This is a genomic window from Rhodococcus sp. As11, assembly GCF_048957735.1.
GTDB classification, from domain to species: Bacteria; Actinomycetota; Actinomycetes; order Mycobacteriales; family Mycobacteriaceae; genus Rhodococcus; species Rhodococcus gordoniae.
Genome location: NZ_JARDJE010000022.1, coordinates 77,634 through 94,350, shown reverse-complemented (window position 1 = coordinate 94,350; position 16,717 = coordinate 77,634). Strand labels below are relative to the sequence as shown.

The following is a 16,717-nucleotide window of genomic DNA, read 5'->3' as shown; positions in this document are numbered from 1 at the left end:
ACTGCAACGACAGTTTGTGACCACCGGTGCACGTGTGGTAATTGATCATTTGTGCAGTCGGAGGTGCTGGAATGGTCGGCGGGATTCACGGCGTTCTGCGCCCGGTTCGCGCACCGGTTTTCCCGAGTGGAGTCGCGGCGGCGGATGGGCGCCTACATGCGCGGCCTGCTCGCGGAGGTCGAACGCAAGAACGGCTGGACGCTGGCCGAAGCCGCCGGTGACACCGGCCCAGAGGGCATGCAGCGACTGCTGAACTTCTACGCCTGGGACTGCGACGGACTCCGCGATGACGTGCGCCAGATCGTGGTCGAGACGATCGGCGACGACAAGTCCGGGGTGTTGATCGTCGACGAAACCGGCTTCCTCAAGAAGGGAACTCGCTCGGCCGGGGTCGCCCGGCAATACTCGGGCACGGCCGGGCGGATCGAGAACTCCCAGATCGGGGTGTTCCTCGCCTACGCCTCCGACCGCGGTCGGGCGTTGATCGACCGGGAGTTGTACCTACCGAAAGCATGGACCGAGGACCGGCAGCGGTGCCGGGACGCCGGCATCGACGACGACGTCGAGTTCTCCACCAAACCCGAACTGGCGCAAACGATGATCGAGCGGGCACTCGATGCCGGTATCCCGTTCGGATGGGTCACCGGAGACGAGGCCTACGGGCAGGTCGGCAAGCTCCGGTTGTGGCTCGAATCGAAGGGTGTCTCGCATGTGCTGGCCGTGCCGAAGTCGCAGATGGTGATCTCGATGCAGTTGCGGCAACGCCGCGCCCACGCCGTGATCGCCGAACTCGACGCCTCGGCGTGGCAACGCCTGTCCTGCGGCGACGGTGCACACGGTCCCCGGGTTTATGACTGGGCGGCCGCCCCGATCCGGCCCATCCGTGAACGAGGCCGCGGTCATTGGTTGTTGGCCCGCCGCTCGCTCACCGACCGCGACGAGATCGCCTACTACATCTGCTACGGGCCTGCCGAGACCCCACTCGCGGAGCTGGTGCGGGTGGCCGGCAGCCGCTGGGCGATCGAGGAATGCTTCCAGGCCGCCAAGAACGAGACCGGACTCGACCACTACCAGGTCCGCGGCTACACCGCCTGGTACCGGCACATCACCTTGTCGATGGCCGCGGCCGCGTTCTTGACGATCCTGCGCCGAGACGCTCAAAAAGGGGATCTTCATCCGGCCCCGGTAAGCTGATTCCTCTGACGGTCAACGAGATTCGACGACTGTTCAATCGGGTCGCGTGCCCGGTGCGACACACTCTTCTCCATGTGTGGCACTGGTTGAACTGGCGTCGGGTCAGCCAGGCCAGGGCCCGTGTCAGTCACTACAAACGTCGACATCTCAAACTGTCGTTGCAGTACTAGCCATCAACCCCGGCTGGGACTGGGCGACCTTCGCGCAGTACTTCACCGCATCGTCCGTGCTCTCCGCACTGTGGATGACGATCGAGTTGACGCTGTGGGGCACGGTCCTAGGCTTCGCGCTCGGTGTGCTCCTCGCGATCGGGCGGTTGTCGAACAATCCTGTTCTGCAGGTGGTCTCGTGGACGTACATCTGGGCGTTCCGATCGATCCCTCTCATCGTCCAGTTGCTGTTCTGGTTCAACATCGCCTACCTGTACAAGACGTTGTCGATCGGCATCCCGTTCGGCCCGGCCTTCTTCGAGTTCGGTGTCGCCGGGGTGATCTCGGGCTTCACCGCCGCTGTCATCGGTCTGGCGCTCCACCAGGCGGCCTACTCCGCCGAGATCATCCGCGCCGGCATCATCTCCGTCGACCACGGCCAGATCGAGGCGGCCAACGCGCTCGGCATCCCGCGTTACCGGCAGTTCGTGAAGATCGTTCTCCCGCAGGCCATGCGGGCGATCCTCCCGAACGCTGCCAACGAGGTGATCAGCCTGTTCAAAGGCACGTCGATCGTCTCCACCATGGCCATCGCCGAACTCTTCTACCAGGTACAGGTGATCTTCGGCCGCACCGGACGCGTCGTTCCGATGCTCATGGTCGCGACCGTCTGGTACATCATCCTCACCACGATCCTGTCGATCGGGCAGTACTACGTCGAACGGCACTACGCCCGCGGTTCGGCACGCGCACTACCGCTCACCCCGTGGCAACGTGTGGTCGCGAAATACCGCGAGATCCGCGACAGCGGCATCGGTGCACCACGGGGAGCGACGAAATGACCGCCACCCGGGACGACGTCGATTACGTCGTCGACGTGCGCGGAGTCCACAAGTCGTTCGGCACGCTCGAAGTTCTCAAAGGCATCGATCTGCAGCTCCGCAAGGGCACTGTCACCGTGATCCTCGGTCCGTCCGGATCCGGGAAATCCACCCTCTTGCGCACCCTCAACCACCTCGAGAAGGTCGACCGCGGCACTGTGCGCATCGACGGTGAGCTGATCGGCTACAAGCGTCGCGGGAACAAGCTGCACGAGGTGCGTGCCCGTGACATCCTCCGTCAACGCTCTCGCATCGGCTTCGTCTTCCAGAACTTCAACCTCTTCCCACACCTGACCGCCCTCGAGAACGTCGTCGAGGCGCCGGTGTCGGCGCAGGGACGCGACCGCACGGAGGTCGAGGCGGAGGCTCGTGCCCTGCTCGACCGCGTCGGCGTGGGCGACAAGCTGCACGACTATCCGAAACAGTTGTCCGGCGGTCAGCAGCAGCGCGTCGCGATCGCGCGGGCCCTGGCTCTGCACCCCGCCGTGATCCTCTTCGACGAACCCACCTCGGCGCTCGACCCCGAACTCGTCGGTGAGGTGCTCGCCGTCATCCGCGACCTCGCCGGTGACGGCGCGACCCTCGTGATCGTCACGCACGAGATCGGTTTCGCCCGTGAGGTCGCCGACACCGTCGTCTTCATGGACGGCGGCGTCATCGTCGAACAGGGGCCACCCCACGAGGTCCTCGACAATCCGCAGCAGGAACGCACCGCGTCCTTCCTGTCGCGCGTTCTCTGATTCCCCTCCCCACCACAGCATTCGAGAAGGTAACGATGTTCGCTTCCTCCCGCCGGGTCCGCCTGTTGACCTCGGCTCTGACCGCCGTCGCTCTCCTGGGCGTCGCGGCCTGCGGTTCCGACGCAGATGCCGGCACCGACACCGATGCCGCGACGGCGGCCGGTTACAACCTCACCGCGGACCAGAACCGCATCACCACCGACCCGGTCGAGGAGATCGCCGCGAAGGTTCCCGAGGAGATCCGCGACCGCGGCACGCTCGTCGTCACCGGCAACGCCGGTACGGTGCCGCCGTTGCGCTTCTACGCCGACGACGACACCACGATTATCGGATCCGAGACCGACTTCGCCCATCTCATCGGAGATGTTCTCGACCTCGACATCGAACTCACCGCCGCGGACTGGGCCCAGAACTTCGTCCGCGTGGACTCGGGTGAGGCCGACGTGTTCATCTCCAACGTCACCGTCACCGAGGAACGCAAGGAGAAGTACGACTTCGCCACCTACCGCCTCGACAGCCTTGCCGTCGAGGTCGGCAAGGACAGCGGCATCACCTTCGACGGACCCGAGGACATCGCCGGCCTGACGATCGGCGTCGGCTCCGGAACCAACCAGGAGGCGCTGCTCGTCGAGTGGAACGAACAGAACGTCGCTGCCGGACTCGAACCTGCCGAGATCCTGTACTACCAGAACGCCGTCGACTACTACCTCGCGCTCGGTTCCGGCCGCATCGACGCGTACGTCGGCCCGAATCCGACGTCTGCCTTCCACGCGCTGCAGTCCGGTGAGACCGAGGTGGCCGGCACGTTCTCGGGAGCCGGTCTCGACCTGCAGGGTGAGATCGCGGTACTGACGAAGAAGGACAACGGCCTGATCCAGGCGATCAACGAGGCGATCAACCACGTCATCGAGAACGGCACGTACGCACAGGTTCTCGACCGGTGGGGCATCAGCAGCGAAGCGATCGAGGTCTCGCGGATCAACCCGCCCGGCCTGCCCAAGACCTCGTAGGCCGGAAACGACAGGAAGACAGCATGACTCGCGTCAGGAGACTCGTCGACGTCGTGGTGGTCGGTGGCGGTGTCATCGGCTCCGCAGCGGCGTGGCGACTCGCCGCACGTGGCCGCACGGTGGTCCTGCTCGAACAGTTCGAGCAGGGGCACCACCGCGGTGCCTCGCACGGCAGTTCCCGCATCTATCGGCAGGCCTACGACGGGCAGTTCTACACCGCGCTCGCCGCTCGTGCCCTACCGCTCTGGCGGCAGCTCGAAGAGACCACGGGCAACCGGGTCCTCGAGCTCACCGGCGCCGTCGACCACGGGTTGCCCGCGGCCGTCCACGCCAAGACGAAGACGCTGTATCAGCTCGGCATCGCGCACACCGTCCTCGATCCCGCCGAGGCGCAGCGTCGCTGGCCCGGCATCAGGTTCGACACCACGGTGCTGCACCATCCCGACGCCGGGCGGTTGCACGCCGACCACTCGGTGGCGGCGCTGCAGCAGGCCGCGGCGCAGGCCGGTGCGGACGTCCGGCACCTCACCCCGGCCCGCACCGTCCGCGAGACCGATCGCGGCGTCGAGATCGTGCTCGACACCGAGGTGATCACCGCGAGGCACGTCGTCGTCGCGGCGGGAGCGTGGACGCGCGCCGTCCTCGACGGGGCGGGCAACGAGACGGCACCCCGGCTGCCGGCCCTGCGCACGACGCAGGAACAACCGGCGCACTTCGTCCCGCTCACCGACGCGCAGTGGCCCAGCTTCGTCCACCACCGTGGCGCCCGACTCGACGGGGAGGGCATCTACGGCCTCGGTTCCGTCGACGGCATCAAGATCGGTGAGCACGGCACCGGCCCGCAGGTCGAACCGGACAACCGTAGTTTCGTGGCGGACCCGGACGGTGTCCGCCGACTCGTCGCCTACGCCCGGACCTGGCTCCCCGGCGTGGACGCCGAGAGTGCACGGGTGGACACCTGCCTGTACACGACGACGCCGGACTCGAACTTCGTCGTCGACCGCGTCGGTGCCGTCACCGTCGCCGCCGGATTCTCCGGACACGGATTCAAGTTCGCGCCCGCCATCGGCGAACTCGTCGCCGACCTCGCCGACGGCACCGCCACCAGCCCCGAACCGTTCCGGTTCGGAGCACGACAGCCGGCGGTGGTCTCGTGACCGGGACCGGCAGACTCGAAGTGCGGGCGGTGCGGCAGGACGATCCCCTGGCCGCACCGCTGCTCGAAGAACTCGCGGTCGAGTACAGCACCCGTTACGAGCACTCCTTCGAGGAGCAGTACGAGAGTCTCGTCGGCTATCCGGAGGACCGGTTCGCGCCACCCGACGGTGCCCTGCTCGTCCTCGTCGAGGTCGAAGTGCCGGTCGCAGGCGGAGCCTTCCAGCGCTACGACGAGAGCACCGCCGAACTCAAGCGGATCTGGACGTCGAAAGACCATCGGCGCCGTGGTCTCGGCCGCATCGTGGTCGCCGAACTCGAGGCCGAGGCCTTACGTCGCGGGTACACCCGCATCTATCTGACGACCGGTTGGCGACAACCGGAGGCCGTCGCGCTGTATCTCGCGGCCGGGTACACCGCCCTGTTCGATCCCCGGCGACCCGCCGAGGAGATCGGCCCGCATCCCTTCGAGAAATTCCTGGTCCGAAAGGTGGCCTCCGCGTGAAGTTCCTGCTGCTCAGTCTCATCACCCACCATCCCGACCCCGTGACGGGGGAGTGGCTGTCCCCGTCCGAACGGATCCGGGAGGTCGTCGACACCGCCGTGCTCGCCGAACAACTCGGATTCGAAGGATTCGCGGTGGGCGAGCGGCACGAGAAGCCGTTCCTCGCCTCGTCGCCTCCCGTCGTCCTGGCCAACATCGCGGCGCGGACCAGCACCCTCGAATTGTGGACCGGGGTCACGACTCTGAGTCTGCTCGATCCCGTCCGGGCGTTCGAGGACTACTCCACACTCGACAACCTGTCGGGTGGGCGCCTGCAGCTGATGATCGGCAAGGGCAACGGCACCGCCCAGGCCGACCTGTTCCACGTCACGCCCGACGACCAGTGGGACCGCAACCGTGAGGGTTACGAGCTGTTCCGGGCACTGTGGGAGAACGAGACGGTCACGTGGGAGGGTCGGTTCCGGCCGTCGCTCACCGACGCCGTCACCGTGCCCCGGCCACTGCAACACCGTCTGGCCATCTGGCACGGCAGCGCCACCAGCCGCGAATCCGTCGATCTCGCAGCCCGCTACGGCGATCCGATCTTCTCTGCCAACGTCACCAACCCGATCGAGCCCTACGCCGAGCTCATCGACCACTACCGCGAACGATGGGCGGCCTACGGCCACGACCCCGCCGAGGCGCGGGTGGGTGCGGGGACGGCCGGACTGTACGTCGCGCCGACCTCGCAGGAAGCGATCGACGCCTACCGGACCCAGTTCGAGCAACGACTCGAATTCTCCCGGGAGACGGGACTTCCCGTCGTCTTCGAGACCGTCGAGGACTTCGTCGAACGCAGCTCCGCACTCATCGGGAGCCCGCAGCAGGTGATCGACAAGGTGCTCCGCTACCACGAGCGGTTCGGTCACGAGGTCACGCACGTGACCGCCGACCGCGGCGGGTTCTCGGCGGCCGAACAGCGGGCGAGCCTCGAACTGTTCCAGGCGGAGGTCGCGCCGGCACTGCGTGCGGCGATACCGCACCGCGATGCCGTCACCGCCTGAGCCGGCGGCGTCGGAACCGTTTCGATCGTGGTGAAAAAAACGGTGTGCCCGAGCCCCGTGGCTCCGTAACCTCGCGTAACGAACCATCCAGAGCGACCGAGAGACCCGGCTCGACGACGTCGCAGCAACCCCCTGCCGTGGGCAGGTGAGGGTGCTACCGCCGGGACCGATGGAGGAGAAGATGACGAACGAAGGTCTGGTGGGGGCGTGGGAACGCATCCACGTCGATCTGTGCCGGCACTGCGCCGCCAGGTGTCGTTGCGGCCGAGATCCGCGCTGAACCCCCCGTTCCCCAGGGACGACATCCCCGCCCGCCGGGCGGCATCCACACGGTGATGCCGCCGGAGCCCTGTCCAGATCACGGAGCCCGTCGTTGTCCATCTCGTCCTCCTCCGCGTCCCGGTTCGTCGTCACGGCCGCCGCCACCGCCGTACTGGGCGCTGCCCTCACCGCGTGCGGCACCGGCGCCGTGGCGAACTCGGAGCCCACCGGCGATCCGCAGGCCGGTGGCACCCTGCGGTACGGGTTGTCGGTCCCACCCACCTGCGCCGATCCCGCGCAGGCCGCCAGCAACCAGACCATCTACGTCGCCCGGCAGGTCGTCGACTCGCTCACCGACCAGGATCCCGGGACAGGCGAGATCGTGCCGTGGCTCGCCGAGAGCTGGGAATCGAATGCCGACGGCACGCAGTTCACCTTCCGCCTGAAGGAGGGTGTGACCTTCAGCGACGGAACTCCACTGACCGCGGACTCCGTGAAGAAGAACTTCGACGCGATCGTGAACAGCCTCGGAGGGGTGAAGGCGCCGCAGGCCGTCGGGTATCTCGCAGGATATGCCGGCACCACGGTCGTCGACGACCGCACGGCGCAGATCGACTTCTCCGTGCCGAACGCGCCGTTCCTGCAGGCCACAGCAAGTCATCAGCTCGGCCTGCTCTCGGAGGCCGACACCGCGAAGAGCGCGGAGGAACGTTGCGCCGGCGACCTGTCCGGCACCGGCCCGTTCGTGTACGAGGACTACCAGCAGGACAAGTCCGCCACCCTCGTCAAACGCACGGGCTATTCGTGGGGTTCGGAGGCCTTCGGACACGACGGCGACGCCTACCTCGACCGGATCGAGTTCACGATCGTCCCTGAATCGGGTGTCCGCACCGGATCGCTCGCCTCGGGTCAGCTCGACGCCATCTCGGATGCGCTGCCGCAGGACGCCCCGCAGATCGAAGGGGCCGGCGGCCGCATCCTGACCACCCCGAATCCGGGCATCCCGTTCGGTTTCCAACCCAACGTGAGCCGCGGTGTCCTCACCGACCCGGCCGTGCGCAGCGCGCTCGTCCCGGCGATCGACCGGCAGGAACTGGTCGACACGGTCCTCGGACCGGACTTCCGCCCGGCCACCAGCACTCTCGCCTCCGCGACCCCCGGTTACGTCGAGCTCGCCGACGTCACCTACGACCCGGCGAAGGCCGAGCAGATCCTCGGCGAGGCCGGCTGGGCGCCCGGTCCCGACGGCATCCGAGTCAAGGACGGGCAGCGCCTGAGCTTCCCCGTGCTGTTCAGCTCGGTGTTCGCCGGCAACCAGGCCATTCTCGAACTGGTGCAGCAACAGCTGCGGGCGGTGGGAATCGACCTGCAGCTCGATCTCGTCTCCACTCCGGAGAACACCGCACGCCAGAATGCCGGCGACTACGAGGCGTCCTACTACAACAGCACCCGGGCCGACGGCGACATCCTGCGCACGGCATTCGGGCTCGACGGGCGGAACCTCAACCAGCGCAATCCCATTCCGGATCTCGACGACGTGCTCGCCCAGCAGCTGTCCACGACCGACCCGGCCGCACGTGCCGAGCTCATCGGCCGGGCGCAGCAGCTCGTCCTCGACAACGGGCTGTGGATCCCGACGGTCGAACTGTCGCAGGCGATCGGTGCCGGACCGAACGTCGCCGACCTGAAGTTCGAGGCGTCGGCACGACTGCAGTTCTTCGACACCTGGCTGAGCGAGTAGATCATGCTGCGCTATCTCGGTTTCCGTGTGCTCCAGGCCGTGGGGGTGCTGTGGGCGGCGTTCACGGTGTCGTTCGCGGTCCTGTTCCTGCTGCCCTCCGATCCGGTCTCCATCGCCGCCGGTGCCGATGCCGGAACACCGGTCGACGCCGCCGCGATCGAACAGCTCCAGGCGCGGTACGGACTCGACCAGCCCGTCGCGGTGCAGTACTGGAACGCGCTGAGCAACGCGGTCCGAGGTGACTTCGGCATGTCCATCTCCACCGGACAGCAGGTGACCGACGCAATTGCCGCCGCCCTGCCGAGCACCCTCGTCCTGGCGGGCACCGCCCTGGTGTTCGCCCTGGTGTTCGGCACGGCGGTCGCCTTCCTCGCGACCTACACGCGAACGCACTGGCTCCGCGGCCTGCTGTTCTCGCTTCCCCCGCTGGGGGTGGCCGTCCCGACCTTCTGGGTGGGCCTGATCCTGTTACAGCTCTTCTCGTTCCGGCTGCGGCTGTTCCCGGCGTTCGGGGACCAGGGCATCGAGCACGTGATCCTGCCCGCGATCACCCTGGCACTGCCCACCGGTGCGGTGATCGCCCAGGTCCTCGCGACCAGCCTGCAGACGACGTGGCGGCAGCCGTTCATCGAGGCGGCACGCGCGAAAGGCGCGTCCCGCCTGCGCATCCAGACGCGTCACGCACTGAAGCTGTCGAGCATCCCCGCCTTCACGATCGCCGGCGTCATCGTCGGCAACCTGCTCGCGGGATCCGTGGTGGTCGAGACCGTCTTCTCTCGCGGCGGTGTCGGACGCCTGACCCAGATGTCGGTGATGGCGCAGGACATCCCGGTGGTGCTGGGCATCGTCGTGTTCTCCGCGACCGTCTTCGTGCTCGTCAACCTCGCCGTCGACCTGCTCTACCCCTTCATCGACCCGCGGATCACCCACGGCATCGACCGCGGTGGTGCAGCCGCGTCGACGGAGGACGACCCGACCCACGACGACACTCTCCTGGAGGTCGAGGCACGTGTCTGACACCCTCGTCCGCGAAGCGATACCGGCGACGTCGTTGCCGGAACCGAGCTCGCGCAGAAGAATTCGGATCACATCCATTGCGACGGCGGTGCGACGCAATGCGGTGCTCGTCGTCTCGTCGATCGTGTTGCTCCTCGCGGTGGGCTTCGCGCTGGTCCCGTCGGTCTTCGCGTCGGGCGACCCCCTGCAGGGCGTACCCGCCGAGAAGTTGCAGGGGCCGAGCGTCGCGCACTGGTTCGGCACCGACAATCTCGGTCGCGACGTGTACACGCGCGTCGTGCACGGAGCCGGCCTGTCGCTCACCGCGACGCTCGTCGCGGTCGGGATCGCCCTCGTGGTCGGTTCGCTGATCGGGTTGCTGTCCGGCGCGGTCGGCGGTGCCCTCGACGCGGCACTCATGCGCCTCGTCGACGTTCTGCTGTCCATCCCCGCGCTGCTGTTGTCCCTCGCCCTGGTCACCGCTCTCGGCTTCGGCACGATGAACGTCGCGATCGCCGTCGGTGTGAGCCTCGTGGCGAACTTCGCACGCGTCATGCGGTCGGAAGTGCTGCGGGTACGCAAGGCGCTCTATGTCGAAGGTGCGTTCGCGTGCGGCGTCCGGTGGCACACCGTGCTGCGCCGGCACGTGTTGCGCAACTCGTACGCGCCCGTCGCGGCCCTGGCCGCCGTCGAATTCGGTATGGCCGTGCTGGCCGTGTCGTCACTGAGCTTCCTCGGTTTCGGTGCCGTGCCACCGACACCCGAATGGGGGTCGTTGATCTCGGAGGGCCGCAACTATCTCGCCGCGGCCTGGTGGATGACGACCCTGCCGGGCCTGGTCATCGTCGCCGTTGTGCTCTCGGCCCACCGCGTCGGCCACGCCATCGAGGACAGGAGCGCACGATGAGCCTCCTCGAAGTGCGCGACCTGCAGGTCGCCTACGAATCGTCGCGCGAGCCGGTGGTCGCGGTGAACGGTGTCGATCTCACCGTCGGTCGCGGCGAGGTCGTCGCGGTGGTCGGCGAGTCGGGGTCGGGCAAGTCCACGACGGCGCACGCGATCATCGGGTTGCTCGCCGGAGCCGGTCGCGTCACGGCCGGGTCGGTGACCTTCGACGGCACATCGCTGAACGACCTGTCCGAGCGCGCGTTCGAACGCATCCGCGGCGCCCGGATCGGATTCGTTCCGCAGGACCCGACGATCTCCCTCAATCCCGTCATCCGTATCGGCGACCAGATCGCCGAGGTGCTGCGCATCCACGGTCTCGCCGACCGGCGCACCGCGCGGATCGAGGCGCTGCGCATCCTCGAAGAGGCCGGGCTCGACGACCCGCAGCTGCGTGCGAAGCAGTACCCGCAGGAACTGTCCGGCGGTCAGCGGCAGCGGGTGCTCATCGGTATCGCCCTCGCCTGCCGACCCGACCTCGTCATCGCCGACGAACCGACCAGCGCGCTCGACGTGACCGTTCAGCGCCGCATCCTCGACCACCTCGAGGCGCGGATCGCCGAGACCGGCACCGCTGTCCTGCTCATCACCCACGACCTGGGTGTCGCGGCGGATCGCGCCGACCGCATCGTCGTCATGCAGGGCGGACGGGTCGTCGAGACCGGACCGGCGGCGCAGGTCCTCACCGACCCGCAACACGAGTACACGCGCTCGCTCATCGCGGCCGCGCCGAGCCTCGCGGAACCGGTCGTGCGGCCCGCGCCGAAAGAGGCTGCGCCGATCCTGTCGGTGTCGACGGTGTCGAAGACCTTCCGCATCGACCGGAAGTCCTCGCTGCACGCCGTGCGGGATGTGTCCTTCGACGTACCCCGCGGCGGCACTCTCTCGCTCGTGGGGGAGTCGGGTTCGGGAAAGTCCACGGTCTCGCGCATCGCGATCCGGCTCGAGACCCCGACCTCCGGATCGGTCCGGTTCGATGGTGACGACATCACGGCGCTCGGTGGCCGCGCCCTGCGGGCGCTGCGACGCCGGGTGCAGATCGTGCACCAGAATCCCTACGCCTCGCTCGACCCGAAACTGAGGATCCGCGACATCGTCGCCGAACCTCTCGAGGCGTTCGGTGTCGGCACGAGAGCCGAACGTGCCGAGCACGTCGCCTGCCTCCTCGACCAGGTGGCGTTGTCGACGGCACATCTGGACCGCAGACCCGCCGGACTGTCCGGTGGGCAACGGCAACGCGTGGCCATCGCACGGGCCATCGCCCTGAACCCCGAACTGCTCGTCCTCGACGAACCCGTCTCGGCGCTCGACGTGTCGGTCCAGGCGCAGATCCTCGACCTGCTCACCTCGCTGCAGGCCGAACTCGGAATCAGTTACCTGTTCATCTCGCACGACCTCGCCGTCGTCCGGCAGATCAGCGACACCGTCGCCGTGATGCGCGCCGGTCGGGTCGTCGAATACGGCCCCACCGCAGAAATTCTCGACAACCCCCAACACGAGTACACGCAGACGTTGCTCGAGGCCATCCCCGGGAAGGTCCACCATGTCCGATAGTTCAGAATTGTTGCTGGCCGTCGACTTCGCCGGCACCGGCCTACACCCCTCGTCCTGGCGACGTGACGATTCGTGCGCCGAGGAACTGTTCACCCCCCGCTACTGGGCCGACCTCGTCGGTGCCGCCGACCGCGCCGGCGTCGACTTGGCGTTCTTCTCCGACACCTTCGGCGTCGTCTCGGGCGCGACCACGGTGCGGGGCCGCCTCGAAGCCGTCGGCCTGGCGGCGCGCCTGACCACCGCAACCACGCGCATCGGTCTGATCCCCACGGCCACCGTCACCCACACCGAACCGTTCCACGTCGCCAAGGCGATCCAGACGATCGACCACACCACGCTCGGTCGCGCCGGATGGGAGGTCGCGGTGACGCCGGGCGTCGTGGAGTTGTTCGGCCGCAAGGACGAGCAGGACACCGCGTCGCTGTGGGCCGAAGCGCACGAGGCCGCCGAAGTCGCGGTGCGGCTGTGGGACAGCTGGGAGGACGACGCCGAGATCCGCGATGTCGCCACCGGCCGCTTCATCGATCGCGACAAGGTCCACTACATCGACTTCGTCGGCGAGTACTTCTCCGTCAAGGGCTCGTCGATCGTGCCGCGGTCCCCGCAGGGGCAACCGCTGGTCGCGGCGACGGTGACCGGTGACGAGTCCTTCGGGTTCGCCGCGCAGCGAGCGGATCTCGTGCGTATCCGCGCCACCGACCTGTCCGCAGCATCCGAACTTGCAGGCCGCCTCCGGGCGGCGGCGAAAGGTCGGCAGATCTTCGTGTTGCTCGACCTCGACGTCCTGCTCGGCGACGACGCCGCCGAGGAGCTCGCGCGACTCGAGACGTGGGCCGGGCAGCCCTACCGCTCCGACACGCTCGTCCACGTCGGTGCGTCCGAGAGTCTGATCGAACTGCTCGACGACGTGGCAGGTGTGGACGGGGTGACCCTGCGGCCGCTCGCACTGCCGTCCACCCTCGGCCGGCTCGTCGAGGACGTGCTGCCCGTCGTCCGCCCCGAGGTCGCGCCTGCCACCGGAACCCTCCGCGACCGCCTCGGTCTGTCCCGTCCCGCCAACCGCTTCGCGGCTGCTCACTGAAGGAACGATCATCGTGTCCCGCAACACTGTTCGCAAGCAGATCCATCTCGCCGCGCACTTCCCCGGCGTCAACAACACCACGGTGTGGGCCGACCCCGAGTCGAAGAGCCAGATCGACTTCTCGTCGTTCCTGCATCTCGCCCGCACCGCCGAACGCGGTAAGTTCGACTTCTTCTTCCTCGCCGAAGGACTCCGGCTCCGCGAGCACCGCGGCCGCATCCACGACCTCGACGTCGTGGGACGCCCCGACACCCTCACGGTGCTCGAGGCCCTCGCCGGTGCCACCACCCACCTCGGCCTGGCCGGCACCATCAACACCACTTTCAACGAGCCGTACGAACTGGCCAAGCAGTTCGCGACCCTCGACCACCTCTCGGACGGTCGCGCCGCATGGAACCTCGTCACCTCGTCGGATGCGTTCACCGGAGAGAACTTCCGTCGCGGCGGATTCCTCGAGCACTCGCAGCGGTACGTCCGTGCCTCCGAGGTGGTCGACGTGGTGCGGGAGCTGTGGGACGGCTGGTCGGCCCGCGGACCCGTGATCGACCGCGAGGCCGGAGTCTTCGCTCCCGACGGCGACATCGCGTCGTTCGACATCCACACCACCCAGTTCGACATTGCGGGTCGCTTCGAGGTGCCGCGCAGCCCCCAGGGGCACCCGGTCCTGTTGCAGGCCGGTGACTCCGACGAGGGCCGTGAGTTCGGTGCCGCCAAGGCCGACGCCATCTTCAGCCGGCACGGCACCCTCGAGGAAGGTCGCGCCTTCTACACCGACGTCAAGAACCGCCTCGCGAAGTACGGCCGCAGCTGGGACGAGCTGAAGATCCTGCCCGCCGCGACCTTCGTCCTCGGAGACACCTCCGAGGACGCCCACGAGCGCGCCCGGCACATCCGCCTGCAGCAGGTCGGGCCACAGACGGCCATCGCCTTCCTCGAACAGATCTGGGGTAAGGACCTTTCGTCGTACGACCCCGATGGTCCGTTACCCGACATCGATCCCGAGGACAACGTCACGATCACCCGCGGCCGCGTACGGCACGCGAAGGATCCGTTCGCCGTCGCCCGGCAGTGGAAGGAGAGGGCCGAGGCGGAGGAACTGAGCATCCGGGAACTGGTCGTCGAGGTCACCGCGCGCCAGCAGTTCATCGGAACGCCGCAGCAGGTCGCCGACGAGATCGACCTCTACGTCCAGACCGACGCCGGCGACGGGTTCATCCTCGTCCCGCACCTCACTCCCGGCGGCCTCGACGAATTCGTCGACACGGTCGTCCCGCTGCTGCAGGAACGCGGCAGCTTCCGCACCGAATACGACAGCACCACTCTGCGCGGCCACCTCGGCCTGCGCGACCCCCACACCGTCACCGAAGGAGCCCGGGCGTCATGACAGCAACATTCGATACGTTCGTCGACGATTGGCGGCGGTGGCATGCCGACCGCAACGACGGCTTGCGGCAACCGCTCGGCTGGCTGAGTCTCACCGCCCTCTACTGGCTGGACGAAACCCCCACCTTCTTCGGCGAGGCGCCGGGTCGGTGGCACGTCGGCGGCGGGTCGGTAATCCATGAACTCGACGGTGAGACCACCACCTACGAGCCGGTCGAGGGTGCGCCGGGCCTCGAAGCGGAGTTCGACTGCGGTTTCGTCGAGGTCATCCAGCGCACCGGACGATTCGGGATCCGCATCCACGACCGCACCGCACCGGCGCTCGCGTCGTTCACCGGCGTCCCGGCCTACGAACCCGACCCGTCCTGGGTGCTGACCGGCCGGTTCGAGGCGTTCGACGAACAGCAGGTCGTGACGACGGGCGCGGTCGTCGACGGACTCGAGCACCACCATCCCGCAGCCGGGGTCATCCGCTTCGACTACGACGGAGCCGAACACGAACTCGTCGCCTTCGGGGGAGCCGGGGGCCCGCTGCGCGTGTTGTTCACCGATGCGACGAGCGGGGTGACCACTTATCCGGCGGCGCGGATCCTGCAGGTCGGTAGGCCGGCCACCGACGGCGCCGTCGCACTCGACTTCACGCGCGCGGCGAACCTGCCGTGCGCGTTCACCGACGCGGCGACGTGCCCGCTCGCGCCATCGCAGAACCGACTTCCGTTCGCCGTCGAATCCGGTGAACGCGATCCCCGTGTCCGGGAGTCGTTGTGAACGCCGTGAATCCGGTTCCGTTGTCCGTGCTGGATCTTTCACCGGTCAGCGAGGGGTCCTCGGTCCCGGAAGCGCTGCGTAACACCCTCGACCTGGCGCGCCACGTCGAAGCATGGGGGTACACGAGGTACTGGGTCGCCGAGCACCACTTCGTCGCCGTCGCTTCGTCCGCGCCCGACGTGCTCATCGGTGCGATCGCCGCCGCAACCCACACCATCCGAGTCGGTGCCGCCGCGGTCCAGCTCGGGCACAACACGGCGATCGGCGTCGTCGAATCCTTCGGCACCCTCGACGCCCTGTACCCGGGACGCATCGATCTCGGTCTCGGCAGGTCGGGTCAGCGACGGGCGGAGGCGCTGGCTGGTGCGGCCGCTCCCGAACCTGCTCCGCGGGCGACGGAGATCCGCGACGGGCTGATCATTCCGCCGCCCTTCTCGGCGGCGAAGTTGCTGTCGTCGTCGCGTCTCGCCGCGAGTTTCGGTGTCCTGCAGCAACCCGGCGCCGAGTCGCCCGACTTCTCACGGCAGGTCGAGGACATCCTCGCCTTCCTGAACGGCACCTACACGACGCCGGACGGAATCGACCTGCACGCCGGCCCGGGAGAGGGCGCCGACCTCGAGCTGTGGGTGTTCGGGTCGAGCGCCGGACCGTCGGCGGAACTTGCGGGTCGCCTGGGCCTGCCGTTCGGTGCGAACTACCACGTCAGCCCGGGAACGACCGTCGAAGCGGTCGAGGCGTACCGGGCGGCGTTCCGTCCGTCGTCGATCCTGTCGGAGCCGTACGTCGTGGTCTCGGCCGACGCGGTCGTCGCGGACGACGACGCCACCGCGCGCGAACTGGCATCGACCTACGGGCACTGGGCACACAGCATCCGTGTGGGTCGCGGTGCGATCCCGTACCCGAATCCGGACACCACCCCGCCACTGACCGCCGAGGAGCGTACCCTCGTCGACGACCGCATCGTTACCCAGTTCGTGGGGTCGCCGAGCACGGTGGCGGAGCGCCTCGACACTCTCCGCCGAGTGACGGACGCCGACGAACTCGTCGTCACCTCGGTTACGCACGGCCACGAGGACCGTCTGCGTTCCTACGAACTCCTGGCCCACGAATGGGGATTGGCGCGGGTCCGCGCCGCCTGATCGTCCGGCGAGGGGGAGGTTGTGTGTGCTTTCCCGGCGGCGGAGCAGTTCGGCCCGCACGAGTCGGTCGAGCTGGGGGTGCTCGCCGAGCAGCATGGCGCAGCGTGATGCTCACCGTCATCTCCGGCGCCATATGCCCGGCCGGGCACCTCCGGCCGGGCATATGCGCGGG

General features: G+C 68.0%; 15 protein-coding genes and 1 riboswitch. All 15 genes read left to right on the top strand.

What is annotated here, in order from left to right; translation table 11 throughout:
- The first annotated feature begins 51 nt into the window (after nucleotides 1-51).
- Entirely contained in the window at nucleotides 52-1,194 is a 1,143-nt protein-coding gene (locus tag PV766_RS20785) for an IS701 family transposase (RefSeq protein WP_421097777.1), read from the top strand.
- A 76-nt stretch (nucleotides 1,195-1,270) separates the two neighbouring features.
- Nucleotides 1,271-2,185, top strand: a complete 915-nt coding sequence (locus PV766_RS20780) for an amino acid ABC transporter permease (protein WP_421097776.1) — start codon at nucleotides 1,271-1,273, stop codon at nucleotides 2,183-2,185.
- The gene (locus PV766_RS20775) at nucleotides 2,182-2,964 is read left to right on the top strand and encodes an amino acid ABC transporter ATP-binding protein (RefSeq protein WP_413766931.1); all 783 of its coding nucleotides are present in this window, start codon (nucleotides 2,182-2,184) and stop codon (nucleotides 2,962-2,964) included. Before PV766_RS20780 ends, PV766_RS20775 begins: the two co-directional genes overlap by 4 nt.
- 35 nt (nucleotides 2,965-2,999) lie before the next feature.
- The gene (locus PV766_RS20770; protein ID WP_421097775.1) at nucleotides 3,000-3,974 is read left to right on the top strand and encodes an ABC transporter substrate-binding protein; all 975 of its coding nucleotides are present in this window, start codon (nucleotides 3,000-3,002) and stop codon (nucleotides 3,972-3,974) included.
- A 23-nt stretch (nucleotides 3,975-3,997) separates the two neighbouring features.
- On the top strand, nucleotides 3,998-5,131 hold the full coding sequence (locus tag PV766_RS20765) for an FAD-dependent oxidoreductase (protein ID WP_129977505.1): 1,134 nt from the start codon (nucleotides 3,998-4,000) through the stop codon (nucleotides 5,129-5,131).
- Nucleotides 5,128-5,634 (top strand): GNAT family N-acetyltransferase, encoded by a 507-nt coding sequence (locus tag PV766_RS20760; RefSeq protein ID WP_421097774.1) that lies wholly within the window; start codon nucleotides 5,128-5,130, stop codon nucleotides 5,632-5,634. Before PV766_RS20765 ends, PV766_RS20760 begins: the two co-directional genes overlap by 4 nt.
- Nucleotides 5,631-6,677, top strand: coding sequence for an LLM class flavin-dependent oxidoreductase (locus PV766_RS20755; RefSeq protein ID WP_129977503.1), 1,047 nt, complete (start codon nucleotides 5,631-5,633; stop codon nucleotides 6,675-6,677). The genes PV766_RS20760 and PV766_RS20755 overlap by 4 nt, the downstream gene beginning before the upstream one ends.
- 80 nt (nucleotides 6,678-6,757) lie before the next feature.
- A riboswitch (SAM riboswitch) is annotated at nucleotides 6,758-6,853 on the top strand.
- A 197-nt stretch (nucleotides 6,854-7,050) separates the two neighbouring features.
- Nucleotides 7,051-8,679 carry an ABC transporter substrate-binding protein gene (locus tag PV766_RS20750; RefSeq protein ID WP_129977502.1) on the top strand — a complete coding sequence of 543 codons (1,629 nt, stop codon included), beginning with the start codon at nucleotides 7,051-7,053 and terminating at the stop codon, nucleotides 8,677-8,679.
- A 3-nt stretch (nucleotides 8,680-8,682) separates the two neighbouring features.
- Complete coding sequence (locus PV766_RS20745) at nucleotides 8,683-9,696, top strand: ABC transporter permease (RefSeq protein WP_129977501.1); 1,014 nt, start codon at nucleotides 8,683-8,685, stop codon at nucleotides 9,694-9,696.
- Between the two features lie 34 nt (nucleotides 9,697-9,730).
- A complete protein-coding gene (locus tag PV766_RS20740; RefSeq protein ID WP_421097779.1) occupies nucleotides 9,731-10,582 on the top strand; it encodes an ABC transporter permease in 852 nt (283 codons plus the stop codon).
- Nucleotides 10,579-12,174, top strand: a complete 1,596-nt coding sequence (locus tag PV766_RS20735) for a dipeptide ABC transporter ATP-binding protein (RefSeq protein WP_421097773.1) — start codon at nucleotides 10,579-10,581, stop codon at nucleotides 12,172-12,174. The genes PV766_RS20740 and PV766_RS20735 overlap by 4 nt, the downstream gene beginning before the upstream one ends.
- Nucleotides 12,164-13,255 (top strand): LLM class flavin-dependent oxidoreductase, encoded by a 1,092-nt coding sequence (locus tag PV766_RS20730; RefSeq protein WP_421097772.1) that lies wholly within the window; start codon nucleotides 12,164-12,166, stop codon nucleotides 13,253-13,255. The genes PV766_RS20735 and PV766_RS20730 overlap by 11 nt, the downstream gene beginning before the upstream one ends.
- 13 nt (nucleotides 13,256-13,268) lie before the next feature.
- Nucleotides 13,269-14,639 carry an NtaA/DmoA family FMN-dependent monooxygenase gene (locus PV766_RS20725; RefSeq protein ID WP_129977498.1) on the top strand — a complete coding sequence of 457 codons (1,371 nt, stop codon included), beginning with the start codon at nucleotides 13,269-13,271 and terminating at the stop codon, nucleotides 14,637-14,639.
- Nucleotides 14,636-15,406, top strand: a complete 771-nt coding sequence (locus tag PV766_RS20720) for a DUF1684 domain-containing protein (protein ID WP_421097771.1) — start codon at nucleotides 14,636-14,638, stop codon at nucleotides 15,404-15,406. The genes PV766_RS20725 and PV766_RS20720 overlap by 4 nt, the downstream gene beginning before the upstream one ends.
- The gene (locus tag PV766_RS20715; RefSeq protein ID WP_129977496.1) at nucleotides 15,403-16,545 is read left to right on the top strand and encodes an LLM class flavin-dependent oxidoreductase; all 1,143 of its coding nucleotides are present in this window, start codon (nucleotides 15,403-15,405) and stop codon (nucleotides 16,543-16,545) included. Before PV766_RS20720 ends, PV766_RS20715 begins: the two co-directional genes overlap by 4 nt.
- Nucleotides 16,546-16,717 lie beyond the last annotated feature (172 nt).